We start from the raw sequence: 18,131 nt of genomic DNA on the forward strand, positions 1-18,131 counted from the left end.
GCGCTGACCAAACCAACGTTTTTTTGCTTTCCTTTTATTCCCATCCCCCGACTATCCTTCCCCGAATTTCATCTAAGGACATAAAAGCATTAGCGATAATTTTTAATTCTTTTATGTCCGGGCGCTTGCCAGGAATACTGCGATCTCACCTTTGAGCGGAGCAGAGATCATGGCAGGAACGAAACGTACTTTTTGGCTGGCAGCGCTGGCCCTTATCGCCGCCCCGGCGTTTGCGGTGGACGTCACCGTGGCTTATCAGACTTCTGCCGAACCCGCCAAAGTTGCGCAGGCCGATAACGCCTTTGCCAAAGACAGCGGCGCGAAGGTCGAGTGGCGCAAGTTCGACAGCGGCGCTTCCGTGGTGCGTGCCCTGGCCTCCGGCGACGTACAGATTGGCAATATCGGCTCCAGCCCGCTCGCCGTCGCCGCCAGCCAGAAGGTGCCGATTGAGGTGTTCCTGCTGGCGTCTCAGCTCGGTAATTCCGAAGCGCTGGTGGTGAAGAAAGGCATCTCCGGCCCGCAGGATCTGATCGGCAAGCGCATCGCCGTGCCGTTTATCTCGACCACCCATTACAGCCTGCTGGCCGCCCTGAAACACTGGGGCATCAAGCCGGGCCAGGTACAAATCCTCAACTTACAGCCCCCGGCAATTATTGCCGCCTGGCAGCGCGGCGATATCGACGGTGCTTACGTCTGGGCGCCTGCCGTTAACGAGCTGGAAAAAGACGGCAAAGTGCTGACGGATTCCGCGCAGGTCGGCAAGTGGGGCGCGCCTACGCTTGACGTCTGGGTCGTTCGTAAAGACTTCGCCCGGCAGCATCCTGAAGTGGTGGCAGCCTTTGCCAAAAGCGCGCTCGCGGCCCAGAAGGGCTACATCGATAACCCGGACGCGTGGCTTAAGCAACCGGATAACCTCAGTAAACTTTCCCGCCTGAGCGGCGTACCGGAAAGCGACGTGCCGGGCCTGGTGAAGGGCAATACCTACCTCACCGCGAGCCAGCAAACCGAGCAGCTTACCGGCCCGGTGAACAAGGCGATAGTGGACACCGCGCAGTTCCTGAAGGCGCAGGGCAAAGTCCCGGCGGTGGCAACGGACTACAGCCAGTTCGTCACCGATCGCTTCGTGAAACCGCTGGCGCAGTAAGGGGGAGTTATGTTGCAGGTATCAGGGCTTAGCGCGGATTACGGCGGCAAAACCGTCCTTAACGACATTAATCTGACGGTGGATGAAGGCGAACTGCTGGTGGTGCTCGGCCCGTCCGGCTGCGGCAAAACTACCCTGCTGAACCTGATTGCCGGCTTTGTTCCTTACGATACCGGCAGCATCACGCTGCAGGGCAGGCAGGTAACCGGGCCGGGTGCCGAGCGCGGTGTGGTCTTTCAGAATGAAGGGCTGCTGCCGTGGCGCACGGTGCTGGATAACGTGGCCTTCGGGCTGCAGCTTGCCGGGCAGCCGAAAGAGCAGCGGGATGAAATCGCCCTCGACATGCTGCGCAAGGTTGGCCTGGAAGATAAGGCTAAGCGCGCCATCTGGCAGCTTTCCGGCGGGCAGCGGCAGCGGGTGGGTATCGCCCGCGCGCTGGCGACAAAACCGCAGCTTCTGCTGCTCGATGAACCTTTTGGCGCGCTGGACGCGTTCACCCGCGAACAGATGCAGACCCTGCTGTTGAAGCTGTGGCACGAGAGCCGCCGTCAGGTGCTGCTGATTACCCACGATATCGAAGAGGCCGTGTTTCTTGCCACCGAGCTAGTGCTGCTGTCGCCGGGGCCAGGACGCGTGCTGGAGCGCCTGCCGCTTGATTTTGGCCGCCGCTTTGCCGCTGGCGAACCTTGCCGCAGCATCAAGTCCGACCCGGAATTTATCGCTAAGCGCGAATACGTGCTTAGCCGTGTATTTGAACAGCGCGAGGGCTTTCTATGAGCATCGTCATCACGGATAAAACGCAGCGCCGCCGCCTGGCCTGGCGCTGGCCCTTCTCGCGCCACGTTACGCTAAGCCTGACTACGCTCACCGCCATCGTTCTGCTGTGGTGGTGGGTTGCCGCCGAACAGTGGGTCAGCCCGCTGTTTCTGCCGCCGCCGGGGCAGGTGCTGAGCAAGCTGATTAGCATCGCCGGGCCGCAGGGCTTTATGGACGCCACGCTGTGGCAGCATCTGGCCGCCAGCCTGCTGCGTATTCTGACCGCGCTCGCTGCCGCCGTGCTGATCGGGATCCCCGTCGGGATTGCGATGGGGCTTAGCCCGACCGTGCGCGGCATTCTCGACCCGCTGATCGAACTGTATCGCCCGGTGCCGCCGCTGGCCTATCTGCCGCTGATGGTGATCTGGTTTGGCATCGGCGAAACCTCGAAAATCCTGCTGATTTATCTGGCGATATTTGCCCCTGTCGCCATGTCGACGATGGCTGGCGTGCGAAGCGCCTCGCAGGTGCGCATTCGGGCAGCGCGGGCGCTGGGCGCAACACGTTCGCAGGTTGTCTGGCATGTGATTCTGCCGGGCGCATTGCCGGAAATTCTTACCGGGTTCCGCATCGGGCTGGGCGTGGGCTGGTCAACGTTGGTTGCTGCGGAGCTTATTGCGGCAACCCGCGGGCTGGGCTTTATGGTGCAGTCCGCAGGTGAATTCCTGGCAACGGACGTGGTGCTCGCGGGCATCGGCGTGATTGCCGTCATCGCATTCTGTTTAGAACTGGGTTTACGCGCGCTGCAGCGTCGGTTGACCCCATGGCATGGAGAAGGACAATGAGTGAAAAAGTGAATATTGTGCCGCTGGGGCCGTACATCGGCGGGCTGGTGAGCGGGGTGGACTTAACGCGCAGCCTGAGCGATAACCAGTTCGAGCAGCTCTATCACGCGCTGATCCGCCATCAGGTGCTGTTCTTCCGCGACCAGGCGATTACGCCGCAGCAGCAGCGGGCGCTGGCGATGCGCTTCGGGGATTTACACATTCACCCGGTTTATCCGCACGCGGAGGGCGTGGAGGAGATCATCGTGCTGGATACCCACGACGATAACCCGCCGGATAACGACAACTGGCACACCGACGTCACCTTCATCGAGACGCCGCCTGCCGGAGCGATTCTGGCGGCGAAAACGCTGCCGGAAACGGGAGGCGATACGCTGTGGACCAGCGGCATCGCGGCTTACGAGGCGCTGTCCGAACCGTTCAAACGCCTGCTGTCCGGGCTGGAGGCGGAGCACGATTTCAGGAAGTCATTCCCGGAATATAAACATACCGGCAGCGAAGCGGAGCACCAGCGCTGGCGCGAGGCCGTTATCAAAAACCCTCCGCTCAATCACCCCGTTGTGCGCACCCATCCGGTAAGCGGCAGGCAGGCGCTGTTTGTGAATGAAGGATTCACGACGCGGATTGTCGATCTGACGCAGAAAGAGAGCGACGCGCTGCTGGCGTTCCTGTTCGCCCACGTCACTAAACCAGAGTTCCAGGTCCGCTGGCGCTGGCAGGAAAACGACATTGCCATCTGGGACAATCGCGTCACCCAGCATTACGCCAACGCAGATTACCTGCCCGCCCGACGGATTATGCACCGCGCAACAATACTGGGGGATAGGCCTTTCTGGCGGGGGTGAATGAAACCCCGGTGGATGAAACTGGCGTTTATCCCCCTACGAAACAGCCAGGTCGGATAAGCGCCAGCGTCATCCGACAAATATTCGCTAAAACCTATTTAACCCGCACCTTAACCGCGACCAGGGCCGCCGTCAGCAGCATCAGGCTGCCGGAGAGGATCAGCGGGGAGAGCAGGCCGAGGTTGTCCAGCGCGTAGCCGCCGACGGCTGCGCCGCAGGTGTTTGCCAGCTGAATAACGGCAACCTGAATGGAGCCTGCTTTTTCCGCCTGATCGGCCAGCGAGCGGGTGATCCACGTTGACCAGCCTACCGGGATTAAGGCGAACGCAAAGCCCCAGATGATGGCGATGGCGGAGGCGACAATCTTATCCGTTCCCCACAGCACCAGCGTTAATGCGCTCAGGGCCAGTATCAGTGGGGAGAGCGTCAGCGCCATTTTCAGCGAGCGTTTAAGGAACACCGCAGAAAGCGAAGTACCCACGAAGCTTGCGATGCCGAAGCTCAGCAGCACCAGCGTCAGGCCGTCCACATCGAAGCCGGCCAGCGTCATATAGATCGGGCGAATATAGGTGAAGAAGGCGAACTGCCCGGCAAAGGCCAGGAAGATGGCCGCCATGCCCGCCAGCACGCCCGGGCGTTTCAGCAGGCCAAACATATTCTGTTTCAGGTGTGCCGCTTCTCCCGGCAGGGACGGCAGCACTTTCCAGACCCAGAGAATACAGCCCACCCCCATCAGCGCCGCGCCGTTAAAGACGTTGCGCCAGCCGATTATCCCACCCAGGAAGCTCCCCAGCGGCGCGGCGATAACCAGCGCGATAGAGACCGCACCAAAAATCACCGACAGCGCTTTTGGCACCGTGCGGGCTGGCACCAGCCGCATTGTCAGCGAGGCGGACATCGCCCAGAAGCCACCCAGCGCCAGCCCCAGACAGGCGCGGCCCAGCAGCAACAGCGTGAAGTTTTGTGCAAACGACACCATCAGGCAGGAGGCGGTCAGCAGTACCGAAAACAGCAGCACGACGTGGCGACGGTCGGTTTTGCCGATAAGGGTCGTCACAAACAGGCTGGCGAACATAGCGACAAATGCCGTCACGGTCACCGACTGTCCGGCCACGCCTTCCGAAATCCCCAGGTCCTGCGCCATCGGCGTCAGCAGGCTGACGGGTAAAAACTCGACGGTAATCAGGCACGCTACGCAAAACGCCACGGCAAAGACGGCGGACCAGTTGGGCCGAACAATCGGCTCCGGTTTCGCTGTCTGTTGGATATGTTCACTCATTTCTTCACCTGGCGTGCTTGTCATAAAGCGCGCTAGTTTAGCATCATAAATGTGACGAATTTAACGTTTTGACAACTTTTAGCGCCGCGCTTCGCGAAGCGGCGCTGACCCTTTCGGGAAAATATCAACAGGGTTATTTCTTAGGCTTTATTAGGCCCGGACTTAGAGGACATAAGGATTCATCGCGTATTAATTATCCGCCGTATTCATTAAATTATGCTACTCATCTGAACCGCGTTAAATAATTTATTAATTATGGCCGCAGGACGAAGATAAATATCTCCTCAGGGAATGAGAAGTGCCGCAGGGGCTGTTACAGCCGTTAACGAATCAAGCGAAATATTCAGGGACGCTTTATTTCGTTGTGCTTTTTTTATTTTAAGGAATATCCATGAAATTCAGCAAAATTGCTTCCTCTCTGGTTGCTGGCCTTGTACTGATGAGCGGTGCTGCCCATGCAGAAGATCCTACGCCGGTTACCGTTAACGGCGGTAGCGTTCACTTCGAAGGGGAATTAGTTAACGCCGCCTGTGCCGTCAGCACTGAATCCGCTGATAAAACCGTGCATATGGGCCAGTACCGTACCGCGGCTTTCTCTAAAGTTGGCGACACCTCTGCACAGGTGCCTTTCACCATCGTTCTGACCGATTGCGACAGCACCGTTGCGGCAACCGCTTCTGCGGCCTTCACCGGCCAGACTGACGGGACTGACCCGACGCTGCTGGCGATCAACTCCGGTGGCAACGCCACTACCGCTTCCGGCGTGGGTATCCAGATCCTCGACCGCACCTCTAAAGTGCTGACTCCGGACGGGACATCTTTCTCTACCGCCCAGACGCTGAACGACGGTGCTAATACCCTGCCGTTCACCGCGCGTTATAAAGCAACGGCTGCCACCGCGACTGCGGGCCAGGCCAACGCAGACGCTACTTTCGTTATGAAATACGAATAAGCCCCTCCACAAGGATGAGGTTTGCCTCACGGAGGAGGCAATTTTCACGTTAATCGAAGGCGCGCATGAAAAGGATAATACCGTTCCTCCTGCTTACCGTTGCGGGAAGCCCGGCGCTGGCAAAGCGGGTGGTGGTGATTGATGGCGGCAAGGTGCATATGCGGGGCTCGCTGGTTAACGGTGCCTGCACCGTCGCAACGGAAAGTCAGGAAATGACCGTGCAGATGGGGCAGTACCGCAGCTCTCTGTTTCCGGCCGTCGGCAGCTATGCGCCGGTCAGCGTGCCGTTTGCCATTCGTCTTACAGACTGCCTCGCCGAAGTGTCCGAACGGGTTGGCATTGCCTTTCAGGGGGTGACGCCCGCAGAGGATCCGCAGGTGTTTCTTGCCGCCACCAGCGCCAGTGGTAACGACGCGAGTTCGGGCGTGGGGCTGGCGTTATTTGACAGCCAGCAGCAGCTTATTATTCCGAATACGGAACCGGGCTATTTCGCCGCCATAAAAACTCGCGAAATGATTTTTCATTTCACCGCTCGTTATCGCTCGGTGTCAGAAAGCGTTAAGCCAGGAAAACTCCACTCTGATGTCTGGTTTACGCTGGTCTATCCCTGATTCGCCGTTTAATAAAAGTCTATGGTATCTGTCGTGATGAATAATGTAATTAAGTCAGGCGCTGTCTTATTAGGATGGTTACTTTTCTCGTTTACGGTTCAGGCCGCCGGCGGAATTGGTCTTGGTGCCACGCGGGTGATCTATCCTGCCGATGCAAAACAAACGTCCCTTTCTATTACCAACAGCGACAAAACGGAAAGATATCTGGTGAACTCCTGGGTCGAGAATAATCTCGGCGCAAAAGATAAGAGCTTTATCGTGACGCCACCGCTGTTCGTCAGCGAGCCGAAAAGCGAAAATACCCTGCGCATTATTTATGTCGGCCAGCCGCTGCCGACGGATCGCGAATCTATTTTCTGGATGAACGTGAAGGCGATCCCTTCAGTGGATAAAAACAGCGTGGAGAACCGCAACGTGCTCCAGCTGGCAATCATGTCGCGCATCAAGCTGTTCGTACGCCCTAAAAACCTGCCAATGAAGCCGGAAGACGCGCTGAAGCAGCTGCGTTTTACGCGCAGCGGCGCGCATCTGAGCATCCATAATCCTTCCCCGTACTACGTTTCCACGGTCAACCTGAAGATAGGTAACGATAAGCTGCCCAACACGATGGTTGCGCCGAAAAGCGTGGCGCAGGTGGCCGTTGCGACCGGCATGCAGGGAAAGATCACCTTTCAGACGGTGAACGATTACGGTGCGGTGACGCCGATGCAAGCAGGCCAGATGCAGTGATGCTGGCGGGCCGCAAAAGGGAATTCCGCAAATGATGATTAAGCCGCTCGCGCCACTGGTGGTGGCGATCCTCACCGCGCTCTGCTCAGGGGCAGGCCACGCTGAAAGCTATTTTAACCCCCGCTTTTTGTCTGACGATGATGGCGCCGTGGCGGATTTGTCGCGCTTTGAAAAAGGCAGCCAGCAGGCGCCCGGCAGCTACCGCGTGGATATCTGGCGCAACGACGAGTTTATCGCCACCGAAGACCTGCATTTTGTCGATGCGGGCAAGCAGGCGGCGGACCAGGCGACGAACGGCGGCCTTACACCGTGCCTGGACGGCGACTGGCTGAAGCGGCTCGGGCTGAATATGCAGGCGTATCCGGCATTAGCGAAAGTGAAGGCGGGGGAGTGCATACCGCTGCCGCAAGCCATACCCGGCGCGACTACTGCGTTTGATTTTAACAAGCTGCGCCTGGATATCAGCCTGCCCCAGGCGTCGCTGAACAACAGCGCACGCGGCTATATTCCGCCGGACCAGTGGGACGAGGGGATCCCCGCGGCGCTGGTGAACTACACCTTTACCGGCAACCGCGGCAGCAACGACGACAGCTATTATCTCAGCCTGCAAAGCGGCCTTAACTGGGGAGCGTGGCGCCTGCGTAACAGCGGGGCCTGGAGCTATACCAGCGGGGACGGCTACCACAGCAATACCTGGAAGAACATCAGCACCTACGTGCAGCGCACGGTTATTCCGCTCAAGGGCGAGCTGGTAATGGGCGACAGTAATACCGGCAGCGACGTATTCGACAGCGTTGGCTTTCGCGGCGCGCGCCTCTATTCGTCCGACAGTATGTATCCCGACAGCCTGCAAGGCTACGCGCCGACGGTGCGTGGGATTGCGCGGACCAATGCCAAAGTCACCGTTCGGCAGAACGGCTATGTGATTTATCAAAGCTACGTATCGCCGGGGGCGTTTGCGATAAGCGACCTCAACCCGACCTCTTCCAGCGGCGACCTTGACGTCACCGTCGAAGAGAAAGACGGCAGCCAGCAGAACTACTCCGTGCCTTACTCCACCGTTCCGCTGCTGCAGCGCGAAGGGCGCTATAAGTACGATCTTGTGGCCGGGGATTTCCGCAGCGGCAACAGCCAGCAGGAGACGCCGTTTTTCGCCCAGGGAACGCTGATTGCCGGGCTGCCACACGGCTACACCGCCTACGGCGGGACGCAGCTGGCGGAGCGTTACACCGCCGCAGTGCTCGGCGTGGGCAAAAACCTCGGGGATTGGGGGGCCGTCTCCATGGACATTACCCATGCCCGTAGCACCCTGGCGGACGACAGCGATCATCAGGGTCAGTCCCTGCGTTTTTTGTACGCCAAATCCCTGAGCGGCTACGGCACCAACTTCCAGCTTCTGGGGTATCGCTACTCAACGAAAGGGTTTTATACCCTTGATGAAGTGGCCTACAAAAACATAGAGGGCTACGAGTACGAGCTGGAGGACGACGGCAGCCACAACAAGGTGCCGGTCGCCCAGAGCTACCACAACCTGCGCTACAGCAAGCGCGGGCGTTTTCAGGTGAATATCTCCCAGGCGATGGGGGATTACGGTTCGCTTTACGTCTCCGGCAGCCAGCAGACCTACTGGGGCACGGACGACGACAATACCTGGTATCAGGCGGGCTACGCCAGCGGCTGGAAGGGAATCAGCTATTCGGTTTCTACGTCGTGGAGCAAGTCGATTGGCCTCGCGGGCACCGATCGCATCGTGGCGTTCAACCTGTCGGTACCGTTCAGCGCGTTTCTGGGGAACGGCTATTCGCGGGACAGGGCAATCGATCGCGCCTACGCCACCTTTGTGACCAGCCGTAATTCCGACGGGCAGAGTACCGTGCAGGCGGGCGTCGGCGGCACGCTGCTGGAGGACCGCAACCTGAGCTACAGCGTGACACAGGGCCACAGCAGTTCAAACGGCTACAGCGGTAGCGCCACGGCTAACTGGCAGGCGACCTACGGCACCCTGGGGCTGGGCTACAACTATGACCGCGATCAGCGTGAGTTTAACTGGCAGGCCGCCGGTGGGGTGGTAGGGCATGCCGACGGTGTCACCTTCAGCCAGCCGCTCGGGGACACCAACGTGCTAATTAAGGCGCCGGGCGCGTCGGGCGTGAGCGTGGAAAACCAGACGGGGGTGAAAACCGACTGGCGGGGCTATGCCGTTATGCCTTACGCCACCGTCTACCGCTACAACCGCATCGCGCTGGATACCAATTCCATGGATAACCACACGGATATCGACAACAACGTCAGCAGCGTAGTGCCAACCGAAGGCGCGCTGGTGCGGGCGGCGTTTAACGCGCGGATCGGCGTGCGGGCCATCATCACCGTAAAACGCGCAGGCAGGCCGGTGCCGTTTGGTTCGGTGGTGCGTGAAGAGACCGGCGGGGCAACCAGCATGGTCGGCGACGACGGGCAAATTTACCTCAGCGGTCTGCCGCTTGCCGGGAAGCTGCTTATTCAGTGGGGCGACGGCAAAGGATCGCGGTGTACCGCCCCTTACGCGCTGCCAGAAGCGAGCCTGAAGCAGGCCGTGGTGGTTGCCACCGCCACCTGCTCATAGCGCCGTTAAGGAATTGAAAATGAAACTAAAGACATCTCTTGCTGCCCTCGCGCTGCTGACCATTTCGACCCAGACGCATGCCACGGTCTGCCATAACACCGACGGCGTGCCAAAAGAGGTGAGCTATGACCTGTCCGACAAGTTTAATAGCTCCAATAACAACGTCGGGCAGATAGTCACGCTCGCGGAGAAATCCGGTTGGGTAGGGGTTAACGCCACCTGTCCCGCCGGGACGAGCGGCAAAACCACGATGCGCAGCTACGAGACCGACCTGCCCATTCAGGAAACCCTGGACGGTTATAAATATCTGAAGATAAATGACTACCTGAACGGCGGCATGCGGATCACCGACAGCTACGCCGGCGTTTTTTATCCGCCGGTCAGATATATCCAGATGGGGTCGCACCCGAACGTTCCCAAGCAGAAGCCCTTTCCGGTTAAGGACTCCAACCTAATCTTTCGCCTCAAGGTGACGCGTAAGTTTATCAATATGGTGCCGATCCCCCGGCAGACCATGTTCCGCGTCTATGTCACGACCAGCAAATCCGACCCGCTGACCACGGCGGTTTACACCATCAGCTACAGCGGCAAAGTCGAGGTGCCGCAGACCTGTGAAATCAACGCCGGACAGGTCATCGAGTTCGATTTTGGCGATATCGGCGCGGCGCTCTTTAGCCAGGCGGGCGCCGGAAACCGCCCGCAGGGAGTCACGCCGCAGAGCAAAACCATCGGCATAAAATGCACTAACGTCGACGCGCAGTCGTACCTGACCCTGCGGCTTGAGGCGGAAAAGCAGTCCGGTAACATGATGGTTTCCGACAACAGCGATCTTGGCTTTATCGTTTCCGACAGCAGCGGCGTGCCGCTGACGCCGAACAATCTGGGCAGCAAAATTAATTTCCGTCTCGACGACGCCGCCGCGGCCCGGGTGGGGGTCCGCGCCTGGCCGGTGAGCGTGACGGGGAATAAGCCCGCCGAAGGGCCCTTCACCTCACGCGGCTATTTACGGGTGGATTATGACTGATATACGCATCAGCAGCCTGCTGGCGCTTACGCTCGCAGCGTTATCCGCCAGCGCCGGAGCGAACACTTCTCTCGGGGAAATCAACATCGAACTGCGCGGCAACGTCGTGGACTACAGCTGCTATGTGGAAGCCGGGGAAGATAATAAAACCGTGCAGCTGGGCACGTGGCCGACCAAACAGCTGAGTACGGTCGGCAGCACCACCCAGAGCATGCCCTTCACGGTGAAGCTAAACGGCTGTCCGCCTGGATCCGCCTCCATTACGTTTTCTGGTAAAACGGCCAGCGGCAACCCGAGCCTGCTGGCGCTAAACGGCAGCAGCAGCGCGAAGAATGTTGCGGTGCAGCTGCGGGATAAAGATAAGGTGCAGCTGCCGCTGGAGCAGGCCAGCCAGGACGTGGCTGTGGATGCGGACGGTAACGCGACGCTAAGATTTTACGCTAATTATATCGCGTTGACGGATAACCCACAGCCCGGCAAGGCGGACGCAGATGCGACATTTATGATTAATTATTATTGAGTGTCCAGGATGATTCTTGGGGCATTAAAAAAGTCCGGGGGCCAACAACTCCCGGATTTTTTGCAGGTTACGACTTTATAATAATTCTTTGACGCGGGCGTAATCGATAAGCTCAACGATGGAACTGACGCGCAGCTTGGAGAAAATATTTGCTTTGTGGGCGCTGATCGTTTTGTTACTCAACAATAGCTGCTCGGCGATTTCCTTATTGGATAAACCGTTAGCCAGATAGCGTAATACCGTCACTTCACGATTCGAGAGCGGCATATCGTCAACCGTACCCTGCTGTGATTTAGCATTGCTGATAAAATTCAGCGTGTCCGACGGGAAGAAGGAGTAGCCCGAAAGCAGCATTTCCACCGCGTTATAGATATCTTCCTGCTCTTTTCTTTTGCTGACAAAACCGTTGGCGCCCGCCTGAATGGCGCGCCCGGCATAGAAGCGTTCAGACTTGGAGGAGAGGAATAATATTTTTGTATCTTGTTGTATTCCCTTTATTCTCTTCAGTAAAGAGAAGCCATCAACGCCCGGAAGTTCAATATCCAGGATCACCAGATCGACAGGATGGCTGCGCATATACTCAATGACCTCCCGGCCACTGTCCGTTTTTAGCACGACACTGATATCTTTATTTTTCTGTAACAGCACTTCTATCGACATGCGGACAATAGGGTGCTCGTCCATAATGATTACGGATGCAGGTTTCATTTTTTTTGCCTCGGATTGTTTGAGGTAAACATCGCGTTGACGCAGGGTCAATGGCAGCGAAAGTTATGAAATGTTAACTGGCTGATTTTGAAAATATATGTCTGGCACACTCCCTGATTAGAATAATGATTCCGTGATGTTATATATTTTTGATAAGTGATGGGCGTCATGAAAAATTATCTGAAGGTTGCCAGAGATTCATTTTCATGGTGCTGAAATAGATGGGCTGATTATACAGTCATAATATTTGAGAGAAAGTCTGCTGTTTCCAGCGGGGGCCGGAAGCGTTATTAAGTTCTAAATGGCTGGCGGTTATTTCTACAATCCAGATAAACATACCACTTCTCACCTGGCGAATGGATGGAAAGTTTGTTTTAATTATCAAAAATAGTAGTAAACACCTAATGTTTAAAAGTTGTTAACAGTTTGCTGGCGAAAACAATCGTTTGATCACCCTGGCTGTACTTTTACCGGGATTATCGCACTCCAGGAATTTTTATAAGTGTTAATTGAATGATCTAATTTAACAACTTATAAACATTGAAAATAAGTAGTTTCTTAACTTTCATCCGCAAGTCAGTAGGTTACGCTTATACCCTGCGCTCTGATGCGGGGGTCGATAATTCATTAAGCAAATGAATCAATGCCTTTCTACTTGCCAGGCCAATGCGTTTGGCCAGCCGCCCGAGGGTGTAGACCACCGAGTGGTAGGGCTTATTCAGCGAGGCGGCAACGGTTTTTAGCGAATCCCCCTGTGCCAGCGCCATCAGCAGGCGCCACTCCCTGCGGGTGAGCGCATCATTCTGCCGCGTATAGTTAGCCTGAACGGACGGCTGCGAACAAGGTTGCTGCATCAATAAAAGTGACAAAATGCCCGGAGGTAGCCTGCGTTCAATGACGCTACAGTTTGCCGCCGCGACAATCAGGCAGGACGCGGCGGGATTGCGACCGGCAGTAAGCAGAATGATGATGATGCCGGGATAAGCCTGGTGCCACTGGCGCAGGGTATTGAGTACGCTGATGGCGGAAGCGGCAATGCCGTCGAGATCGATAACGATTCGCGGTATGGGCTTCTGCTCGAAAAACCACGTCACCTCTTCGAGGGTAGAGCAGAGATGCGTTCGGATGTGGCGGAAAATGTAGCGGGTGAGGGCCAGGGAAAGATAGGCGTCATGACTGACCAGCAGCAGTTCGACGGCCGGTTGTGGGCTTCCCGTTCGCAGCTGCTGCTGCAAATACTCTAGCCTGTCGAAAATCATCGGCTTGCTCAGGCTAATCGGATTAACGGGACCATCGATGCTGATGCGGCGGTATTTTCTTTTACGTGCGGCTAATTGCAAATGCTCACTCACTGGCTGACCGATCGGGTTTGTTTTCAGAGATAGTGCCCGACGCTGGATACTTCAGAATGCCTTAGATTAATACTGAATCGCCGGGCGCATCAGCGCTGTTTGTGGCGAACAATCCCTCTGCCCGGCTAATTTCACTTAAGGAGAGTTAAAATAATCAGAAACCGGAACCGTGGCAGTTTCTGATAATGTTGAAGTTGAAGCTATTTTGTCAGTAGAGAAAATTGGCGGATATTAGTGGTGGCCTAAAGAGCGTAAGGAAAAATCTTAATGGTAAGGCTGAAAAGTGAATGTAGTCGGCAAGAAAATAAAACCAACGGACTTTTGCACTTTATTTAACGCGTCCGCAATCAGGGGAATAAGAAATGTAGGTTGACTCGGATGAATCTAATCAGCCCCTGATTATTATTGATGCTGAGTTTTTTCATGATCGCCTTACGATGCTGCACGGCCTGCGACTCGTCAATTTTCATCAGTAACGCCGCGTTTGAGAGCGAATGCCCGCAGGCGATATATTTCAGCAGTTCACGCTCGGTAATGGAGAAATGGCGCGTGGTGCAGAATTTACAAACGGCGGCGGGCACGGCAAGCGTATGTTTGCCCCGTCTGGATAACTCCGTCCAGTGGGCGATCTTGGCGGCTATTTGATCGATTTCTTCTTCGCGATAAATAACCGGCAGCATATATAGACAGGGGCGGAACATCAGCCTTTCATGTTCCAGGCGGCGGCAAATAAGGATCACCCGCTGGGTTCGCGTGGTTTGGGGAATTTTATAGCAGTCGGCGGTAATCCAGCTGTCATCAAGAGAAATAAAAGCCACGTCGGCGGCGTCATGATGCTCAGCGGATAAAAACTGAAAAGCTTCGTGCCGTCGGCTGCATATTTGTTCAACAATGATTTTTATTCCGTGGGCAAAGGGGCGATTTTTTTCCCGCAGGGCAATGGTAAGCATAAGGATCCTTGTGGCAGTCGAAACCGGAACAGGATCATAGATAAAATTTATCGAATTAAGAATCACTTGCGACTTAATTCCCCCGGCGTGCGGGATGAGTTATTGCCAGGCTATTTCCTGGCATACCCGAACGCTGTCGGGAGGAATTTGCTATAAGCGCACCACCATATCCGCCGCGTCGCTTTGCCGGAGCCAGTCGCGAGCGTTAATCCTCAGCATCTCCAGAAAGGTGTTGCCTGCGGTGGAGAGGCGGCCAATGTTCGGGCACAGCACGCCGATGCTGGTGGCGGGCAGCACTTCGCGCAGCGCCAGCGGACGCAGGTTAACGTTATAGCCCGGAAAGCGCAGGCGCACCGACGTCCACATGCTCACCATGTCCGCCTGCTCCATCATGCGCGCCATCACCCACGGCGAGGAGCAATGCACGATATTCTGCGGCTGTGGCAGGTTATAGCGGCGGAATACCTGCGCCAGAATGGAGTGCTCCCCCGGCTCGTCCCAGTCCAGCCAGGGATAGTTCATCAGGCTTTTTAACGAGGTGGTGTGGGTGATCGGATGCTGGTCGCCTGCGATGATCGTATTGCTCAGGGCGTACAGCGGTTCGTAATACATTCCTGACTGAACGATGCTGGTACCCGCGGTCAGCACCGCGATATCCAGCCGCTGGTTTTGCAGCGCGTCGAGGATCTGATGCGGCCGACCCTCCATCGCTACCAGCTTGACGCCGGGATAGCGGGACTGAAACTCAATCATCGTGTTGGTAAACGGCCCGTAGGAGGCGGCAGAGGTGAAGCCTACCCGCAGCTGGCGCATGGCCTTGCCGAGCAGGTGGTCAATCTCTTCACGGGCCTGGTGCAGCGAACGATCGATGTCACGGGCATGGCGCAGCAGCACCTGGCCATATTCGTTTAACGTCACGCCGCGTGACGAGCGTTGCAGAATTGGCAGGCCGATTTCCGCCTCCATCTCCTGAATGGTTTTCGAAATGGCGGGCTGCGTCAGGTTCAGCGCCTTCGCCGCTTTGCCAATGCTGCCCTGTGCCGCAACTTCCAACAGAATATCTAATTGATTTAGCTTTAATTTCATTGGATGCCTTCGCGAGATTCACCGCAGTGGTGCAAATTTTGCCCAGCAACAATACAAAGAATATAACCAAAGGCATAACGAATTTTTATGATTGCGATGTTCTTTTTTTATGCAGATAGTGCAAAAGGCGCCCATTTTTCACATCTTCGCAACAGAAAGGAAATGAGCATGAAAGAGTCAGTCAGCTATGTCCCGAGCCGGGCCGACTTCACGGGCTCGCCTGCGGTTGCCGCGTCCTCAACGTCGAACGGGCCCAGCGTAACATCGCTGGTTGCCGTGACGCTGGGCAATGGCCTTGAGATCTACGATTTTGCCGTGTACAGCTTTTTCTCCGTGATTATTGGCCACCTGTTTTTTCCGGCCAGCAACGATTACGTTTCCCTGCTTCTCGCCGTCGCGACCTTCGGCGTCGGCTTTATCATGCGCCCGCTGGGCAGCATGGTCTTAGGCAATTATGCCGATCGGCACGGACGCAAAGCCGCCATGACGCTGATCATGGGCCTCATGTCGCTGGGCGTTCTGATGGTGGCTTTTGCCCCGACCTACAAAGACGTGGGAATTTTCGCACCGATAGTCCTGATTGCCGGACGCCTGCTGCAGGGGTTTTCGGCGGGCGGTGAAGTCGGTGCGGCGACCACCTGGCTGATGGAGGCTGGCGGGCATTCCCGGCGTGGCGTACGCGTAAGCTGGCAGATGACCAGCCAGGGCGGGGCTGCGTTACTGGGGGCTGCGATGGGAGCCGGACTAAGCCACGTGCTGAGCGAGCAGCAGCTGTATGACTGGGGCTGGCGAGTTCCATTTATCTTCGGGTTGTTAATTATGCCGGTTGGGCTGTATATCCGTCGCCAGCTGCCGGAAACCCACAGCACGACGGCGGACAGCACCGTTGCCAATCCGGCCCTGACGCTCTGGCGCGAGCATCGTCGGGCGCTGGTGCTGGGGATCCTGCTGGTGATGAAAGGCACCACGACGTTCTACATCATTATCTATTACATGCCCGCCTACATGGTGAATACCCTGCACATGCCCACCAGCATCTCCTACTGGATAAGCCTGACGGCGGCGCTGCTGACGCTGCTGATCCCCTTCTGGGGCGGCAGGCTTGCAGACCGGCTGCCGAAGCGTAAACCGATACTGATCGGCTGCGCGATCGTCTCTTTCCTGCTGATCTGGCCGATCTTTGCCACAATTCTGTATGGCGTTCCGCTCGGCTACACCATCGCGCTGATCGCCGTAGATCAGATCCTCGCCAACATCAGCGCCGTAGCAATGTTCCTGCTGGTGCTCGAGACCTTCCCGAAAGCGGTACGCGCCTGCGGTATGGCGATGGTTTATGCGGTAGGTGTTTCACTGTTCGGCGGCTTCGCACAGTTTAACGTTACCTGGCTGCTGAAAGTCACGAATGCGCCGATGGCCCCGGCCTGGTACCTGATGTTTTGCTCTCTCGTTTCCCTGGCCGCGCTGATGGCCTGGCGCGAACGTCACCTCGATCACGACGAATAAGATGAATAAAAGGAAAACCTATGCTAATCAAAGAAATTCTCGACCATGAAGCGGAGATGATCGCCATTCGCCGCGACTTCCATCAGCATCCGGAGCTGGGCTTTGAAGAGTTCCGCACCAGCGATCGCATCGCGGAGCTGCTGACCAGCTGGGGCTATGAGGTGCATCGCGGGTTAGGCGGCACCGGCGTAGTGGGGACGCTACGGGTTGGCAGCGGCGGCAGGCGGCTTGGCATTCGTGCCGATATGGACGCGCTGCCCATGCAGGAACAGACCGGGCTGCCGTGGGCGAGCGCGGTGGAAGGCAAGATGCACGCCTGCGGCCACGACGGCCACTGCGCAATTCTGCTGTCCGCGGCGCGCTATCTGGCTGAACATCGGCCATTTAGCGGTACGCTGCATCTTATTTTCCAGCCGTCGGAAGAGTCCGTCGGCGGCGCAAAACGCATGATAGACGACGGGCTGTTTACCCTTTTCCCCTGCGATGCGATCTTCGGCCTGCACAACTTCCCGCTGATCCCGGCAGGGCAGATCATGACTAAGCCGGGCGCGCTGATGGCCTCGTCCGACAGCATGACCGTTCACCTTGAAGGCAAAGGCGGTCACGGGTCGATGCCGGAAAACAGCATCGATCCTACCGTCGCGGGAGCTGCGATCGTCATGGCGCTGCAAACCATTGTTTCCCGCAACGTCGACCCGCAGGATGCCGCAGTGGTGACCGTGGGCAGCCTGCAAAGCGGAACAACCCACAACATCATTCCGCACAATGCGGTGCTTAAGCTGAATATGCGCACGTTCAAACCTGAAGTGCGAGATGCGGTGAAAACACGTATTCAGGCCATCGTGCAGGGCCAGGCGGAAAGCTTTGGCGTGAAAGCTTCTATCGAGCCGGACTTTGGCTATCCGGTAACGATTAACGATCCGGCGCAGACCGAGTTCGCCCTGCAGGTGGCCCGCGACGCGTTTGGCGCAGAATGGGTTGCGGATCCGCAGGAGGTGAAAAGCGCGATGGGCAGCGAAGATTTCGCGTTCATGCTCGAAGAGGTGCCGGGCTGCTACGTCTGGCTGGGCACCGGCAAAGGCAAAGATGATTATTCCGTGCATCACCCTCTGTATCAGTTTAACGACGAGTGTATTTCCATCGGCGCGACCTACTGGGTGAAGCTCACCGAGGCCTATTTACGTTAGTTTTTTACGGCGGATGACGCTGCGCTTATCCGCCCTGG

The 18,131-nt window shown here is 56.9% G+C and carries 17 protein-coding genes; 12 read left to right on the plus strand and 5 right to left on the minus strand.

The genetic code is table 11. The features are described from left to right. Positions 1-169: 169 nt before the first annotated feature. Genes tauA through tauD form a run of 4 tightly spaced genes read left to right on the plus strand, consistent with a single transcriptional unit; the run spans position 170 to position 3,590 of the window. Positions 170-1,144: a taurine ABC transporter substrate-binding protein gene (gene tauA, locus ACA108_02700; protein XEX96472.1), complete on the plus strand. Its 975-nt coding sequence runs from the start codon at positions 170-172 to the stop codon at positions 1,142-1,144. A gap of 9 nt (positions 1,145-1,153) precedes the next feature. Beyond that, positions 1,154-1,921: a taurine ABC transporter ATP-binding subunit gene (gene tauB / locus ACA108_02705; GenBank protein XEX96473.1), complete on the plus strand. Its 768-nt coding sequence runs from the start codon at positions 1,154-1,156 to the stop codon at positions 1,919-1,921. Then, on the plus strand, positions 1,918-2,745 hold the full coding sequence (tauC, locus tag ACA108_02710; protein XEX96474.1) for a taurine ABC transporter permease TauC: 828 nt from the start codon (positions 1,918-1,920) through the stop codon (positions 2,743-2,745). The genes tauB and tauC overlap by 4 nt, the downstream gene beginning before the upstream one ends. Continuing rightward, positions 2,742-3,590 carry a taurine dioxygenase gene (tauD, locus tag ACA108_02715; protein ID XEX96475.1) on the plus strand — a complete coding sequence of 283 codons (849 nt, stop codon included), beginning with the start codon at positions 2,742-2,744 and terminating at the stop codon, positions 3,588-3,590. Before tauC ends, tauD begins: the two co-directional genes overlap by 4 nt. Positions 3,591-3,684: 94 nt before the next feature. Here the strand turns inward: tauD and nepI are convergent, their stop codons facing one another. Continuing rightward, on the minus strand, positions 3,685-4,869 hold the full coding sequence (gene nepI / locus ACA108_02720; GenBank protein ID XEX96476.1) for a purine ribonucleoside efflux pump NepI: 1,185 nt from the start codon (positions 4,867-4,869) through the stop codon (positions 3,685-3,687). A gap of 391 nt (positions 4,870-5,260) precedes the next feature. On the opposite strand from nepI, the gene fimA reads away from it, so the two are divergent. The 6 genes from fimA to sfmF all read left to right on the plus strand — a co-directional run bounded on the left by fimA (position 5,261) and on the right by sfmF (position 11,307). Then, complete coding sequence (gene fimA, locus ACA108_02725; GenBank protein ID XEX96477.1) at positions 5,261-5,821, plus strand: type 1 fimbrial major subunit FimA; 561 nt, start codon at positions 5,261-5,263, stop codon at positions 5,819-5,821. 65 nt (positions 5,822-5,886) lie between these two features. Further along, positions 5,887-6,432 (plus strand): type 1 fimbrial protein subunit FimI, encoded by a 546-nt coding sequence (gene fimI, locus ACA108_02730; GenBank protein ID XEX96478.1) that lies wholly within the window; start codon positions 5,887-5,889, stop codon positions 6,430-6,432. A gap of 36 nt (positions 6,433-6,468) precedes the next feature. Then, a complete protein-coding gene (fimC, locus tag ACA108_02735) occupies positions 6,469-7,161 on the plus strand; it encodes a type 1 fimbria chaperone FimC (protein XEX96479.1) in 693 nt (230 codons plus the stop codon). A 34-nt stretch (positions 7,162-7,195) separates the two neighbouring features. Beyond that, positions 7,196-9,763 (plus strand): fimbrial biogenesis usher protein, encoded by a 2,568-nt coding sequence (locus ACA108_02740; GenBank protein ID XEX98006.1) that lies wholly within the window; start codon positions 7,196-7,198, stop codon positions 9,761-9,763. 19 nt (positions 9,764-9,782) lie between these two features. Continuing rightward, positions 9,783-10,787, plus strand: a complete 1,005-nt coding sequence (gene fimH / locus ACA108_02745) for a type 1 fimbria D-mannose specific adhesin FimH (protein XEX96480.1) — start codon at positions 9,783-9,785, stop codon at positions 10,785-10,787. Further along, a complete protein-coding gene (gene sfmF / locus ACA108_02750) occupies positions 10,780-11,307 on the plus strand; it encodes a fimbria assembly protein (GenBank protein XEX96481.1) in 528 nt (175 codons plus the stop codon). The genes fimH and sfmF overlap by 8 nt, the downstream gene beginning before the upstream one ends. 75 nt (positions 11,308-11,382) lie before the next feature. Here the strand turns inward: sfmF and fimZ are convergent, their stop codons facing one another. The 4 genes from fimZ to ACA108_02770 form a co-directional block, all read right to left on the minus strand. Beyond that, the gene (fimZ, locus tag ACA108_02755) at positions 11,383-12,015 is read right to left on the minus strand and encodes a fimbria biosynthesis transcriptional regulator FimZ (GenBank protein XEX96482.1); all 633 of its coding nucleotides are present in this window, start codon (positions 12,013-12,015) and stop codon (positions 11,383-11,385) included. Between the two features lie 590 nt (positions 12,016-12,605). Further along, positions 12,606-13,367 carry a helix-turn-helix transcriptional regulator gene (locus ACA108_02760; GenBank protein XEX96483.1) on the minus strand — a complete coding sequence of 254 codons (762 nt, stop codon included), beginning with the start codon at positions 13,365-13,367 and terminating at the stop codon, positions 12,606-12,608. Between the two features lie 347 nt (positions 13,368-13,714). Next, positions 13,715-14,383: a fimbriae biosynthesis transcriptional regulator FimW gene (locus ACA108_02765; GenBank protein ID XEX96484.1), complete on the minus strand. Its 669-nt coding sequence runs from the start codon at positions 14,381-14,383 to the stop codon at positions 13,715-13,717. A gap of 84 nt (positions 14,384-14,467) precedes the next feature. Next, on the minus strand, positions 14,468-15,403 hold the full coding sequence (locus ACA108_02770; protein ID XEX96485.1) for a LysR family transcriptional regulator: 936 nt from the start codon (positions 15,401-15,403) through the stop codon (positions 14,468-14,470). Between the two features lie 168 nt (positions 15,404-15,571). On the opposite strand from ACA108_02770, the gene ACA108_02775 reads away from it, so the two are divergent. Together ACA108_02775 and ACA108_02780 are read left to right on the plus strand one after the other, a co-directional pair. Then, entirely contained in the window at positions 15,572-16,906 is a 1,335-nt protein-coding gene (locus tag ACA108_02775; GenBank protein XEX96486.1) for an MFS transporter, read from the plus strand. Between the two features lie 20 nt (positions 16,907-16,926). Then, positions 16,927-18,093, plus strand: a complete 1,167-nt coding sequence (locus tag ACA108_02780) for a M20 aminoacylase family protein (GenBank protein XEX96487.1) — start codon at positions 16,927-16,929, stop codon at positions 18,091-18,093. Positions 18,094-18,131: the final 38 nt, after the last annotated feature.

The organism is Dryocola sp. LX212 (assembly GCA_041504365.1).
Lineage (GTDB): Bacteria > Pseudomonadota > Gammaproteobacteria > Enterobacterales > Enterobacteriaceae > Dryocola.

What these genes read in the sequence shown, in the direction of transcription:
- tauA (XEX96472.1), top strand. Translation starts at nt 170, where the DNA reads ATGGCAGGAACGAAACGTACTTTTTGGCTGGCAGCGCTGGCCCTTATC.
- tauD (XEX96475.1), top strand. Translation starts at nt 2,742, where the DNA reads ATGAGTGAAAAAGTGAATATTGTGCCGCTGGGGCCGTACATCGGCGGG.
- fimA (XEX96477.1), top strand. Translation starts at nt 5,261, where the DNA reads ATGAAATTCAGCAAAATTGCTTCCTCTCTGGTTGCTGGCCTTGTACTG.
- fimZ (XEX96482.1), bottom strand. Translation starts at nt 12,015, where the DNA reads ATGAAACCTGCATCCGTAATCATTATGGACGAGCACCCTATTGTCCGC.
- fimH (XEX96480.1), top strand. Translation starts at nt 9,783, where the DNA reads ATGAAACTAAAGACATCTCTTGCTGCCCTCGCGCTGCTGACCATTTCG.
- tauC (XEX96474.1), top strand. Translation starts at nt 1,918, where the DNA reads ATGAGCATCGTCATCACGGATAAAACGCAGCGCCGCCGCCTGGCCTGG.
- ACA108_02775 (XEX96486.1), top strand. Translation starts at nt 15,572, where the DNA reads ATGAAAGAGTCAGTCAGCTATGTCCCGAGCCGGGCCGACTTCACGGGC.
- ACA108_02740 (XEX98006.1), top strand. Translation starts at nt 7,196, where the DNA reads ATGATTAAGCCGCTCGCGCCACTGGTGGTGGCGATCCTCACCGCGCTC.
- fimI (XEX96478.1), top strand. Translation starts at nt 5,887, where the DNA reads ATGAAAAGGATAATACCGTTCCTCCTGCTTACCGTTGCGGGAAGCCCG.
- sfmF (XEX96481.1), top strand. Translation starts at nt 10,780, where the DNA reads ATGACTGATATACGCATCAGCAGCCTGCTGGCGCTTACGCTCGCAGCG.
- ACA108_02770 (XEX96485.1), bottom strand. Translation starts at nt 15,403, where the DNA reads ATGAAATTAAAGCTAAATCAATTAGATATTCTGTTGGAAGTTGCGGCA.
- tauB (XEX96473.1), top strand. Translation starts at nt 1,154, where the DNA reads ATGTTGCAGGTATCAGGGCTTAGCGCGGATTACGGCGGCAAAACCGTC.
- fimC (XEX96479.1), top strand. Translation starts at nt 6,469, where the DNA reads ATGAATAATGTAATTAAGTCAGGCGCTGTCTTATTAGGATGGTTACTT.
- ACA108_02780 (XEX96487.1), top strand. Translation starts at nt 16,927, where the DNA reads ATGCTAATCAAAGAAATTCTCGACCATGAAGCGGAGATGATCGCCATT.
- nepI (XEX96476.1), bottom strand. Translation starts at nt 4,869, where the DNA reads ATGAGTGAACATATCCAACAGACAGCGAAACCGGAGCCGATTGTTCGG.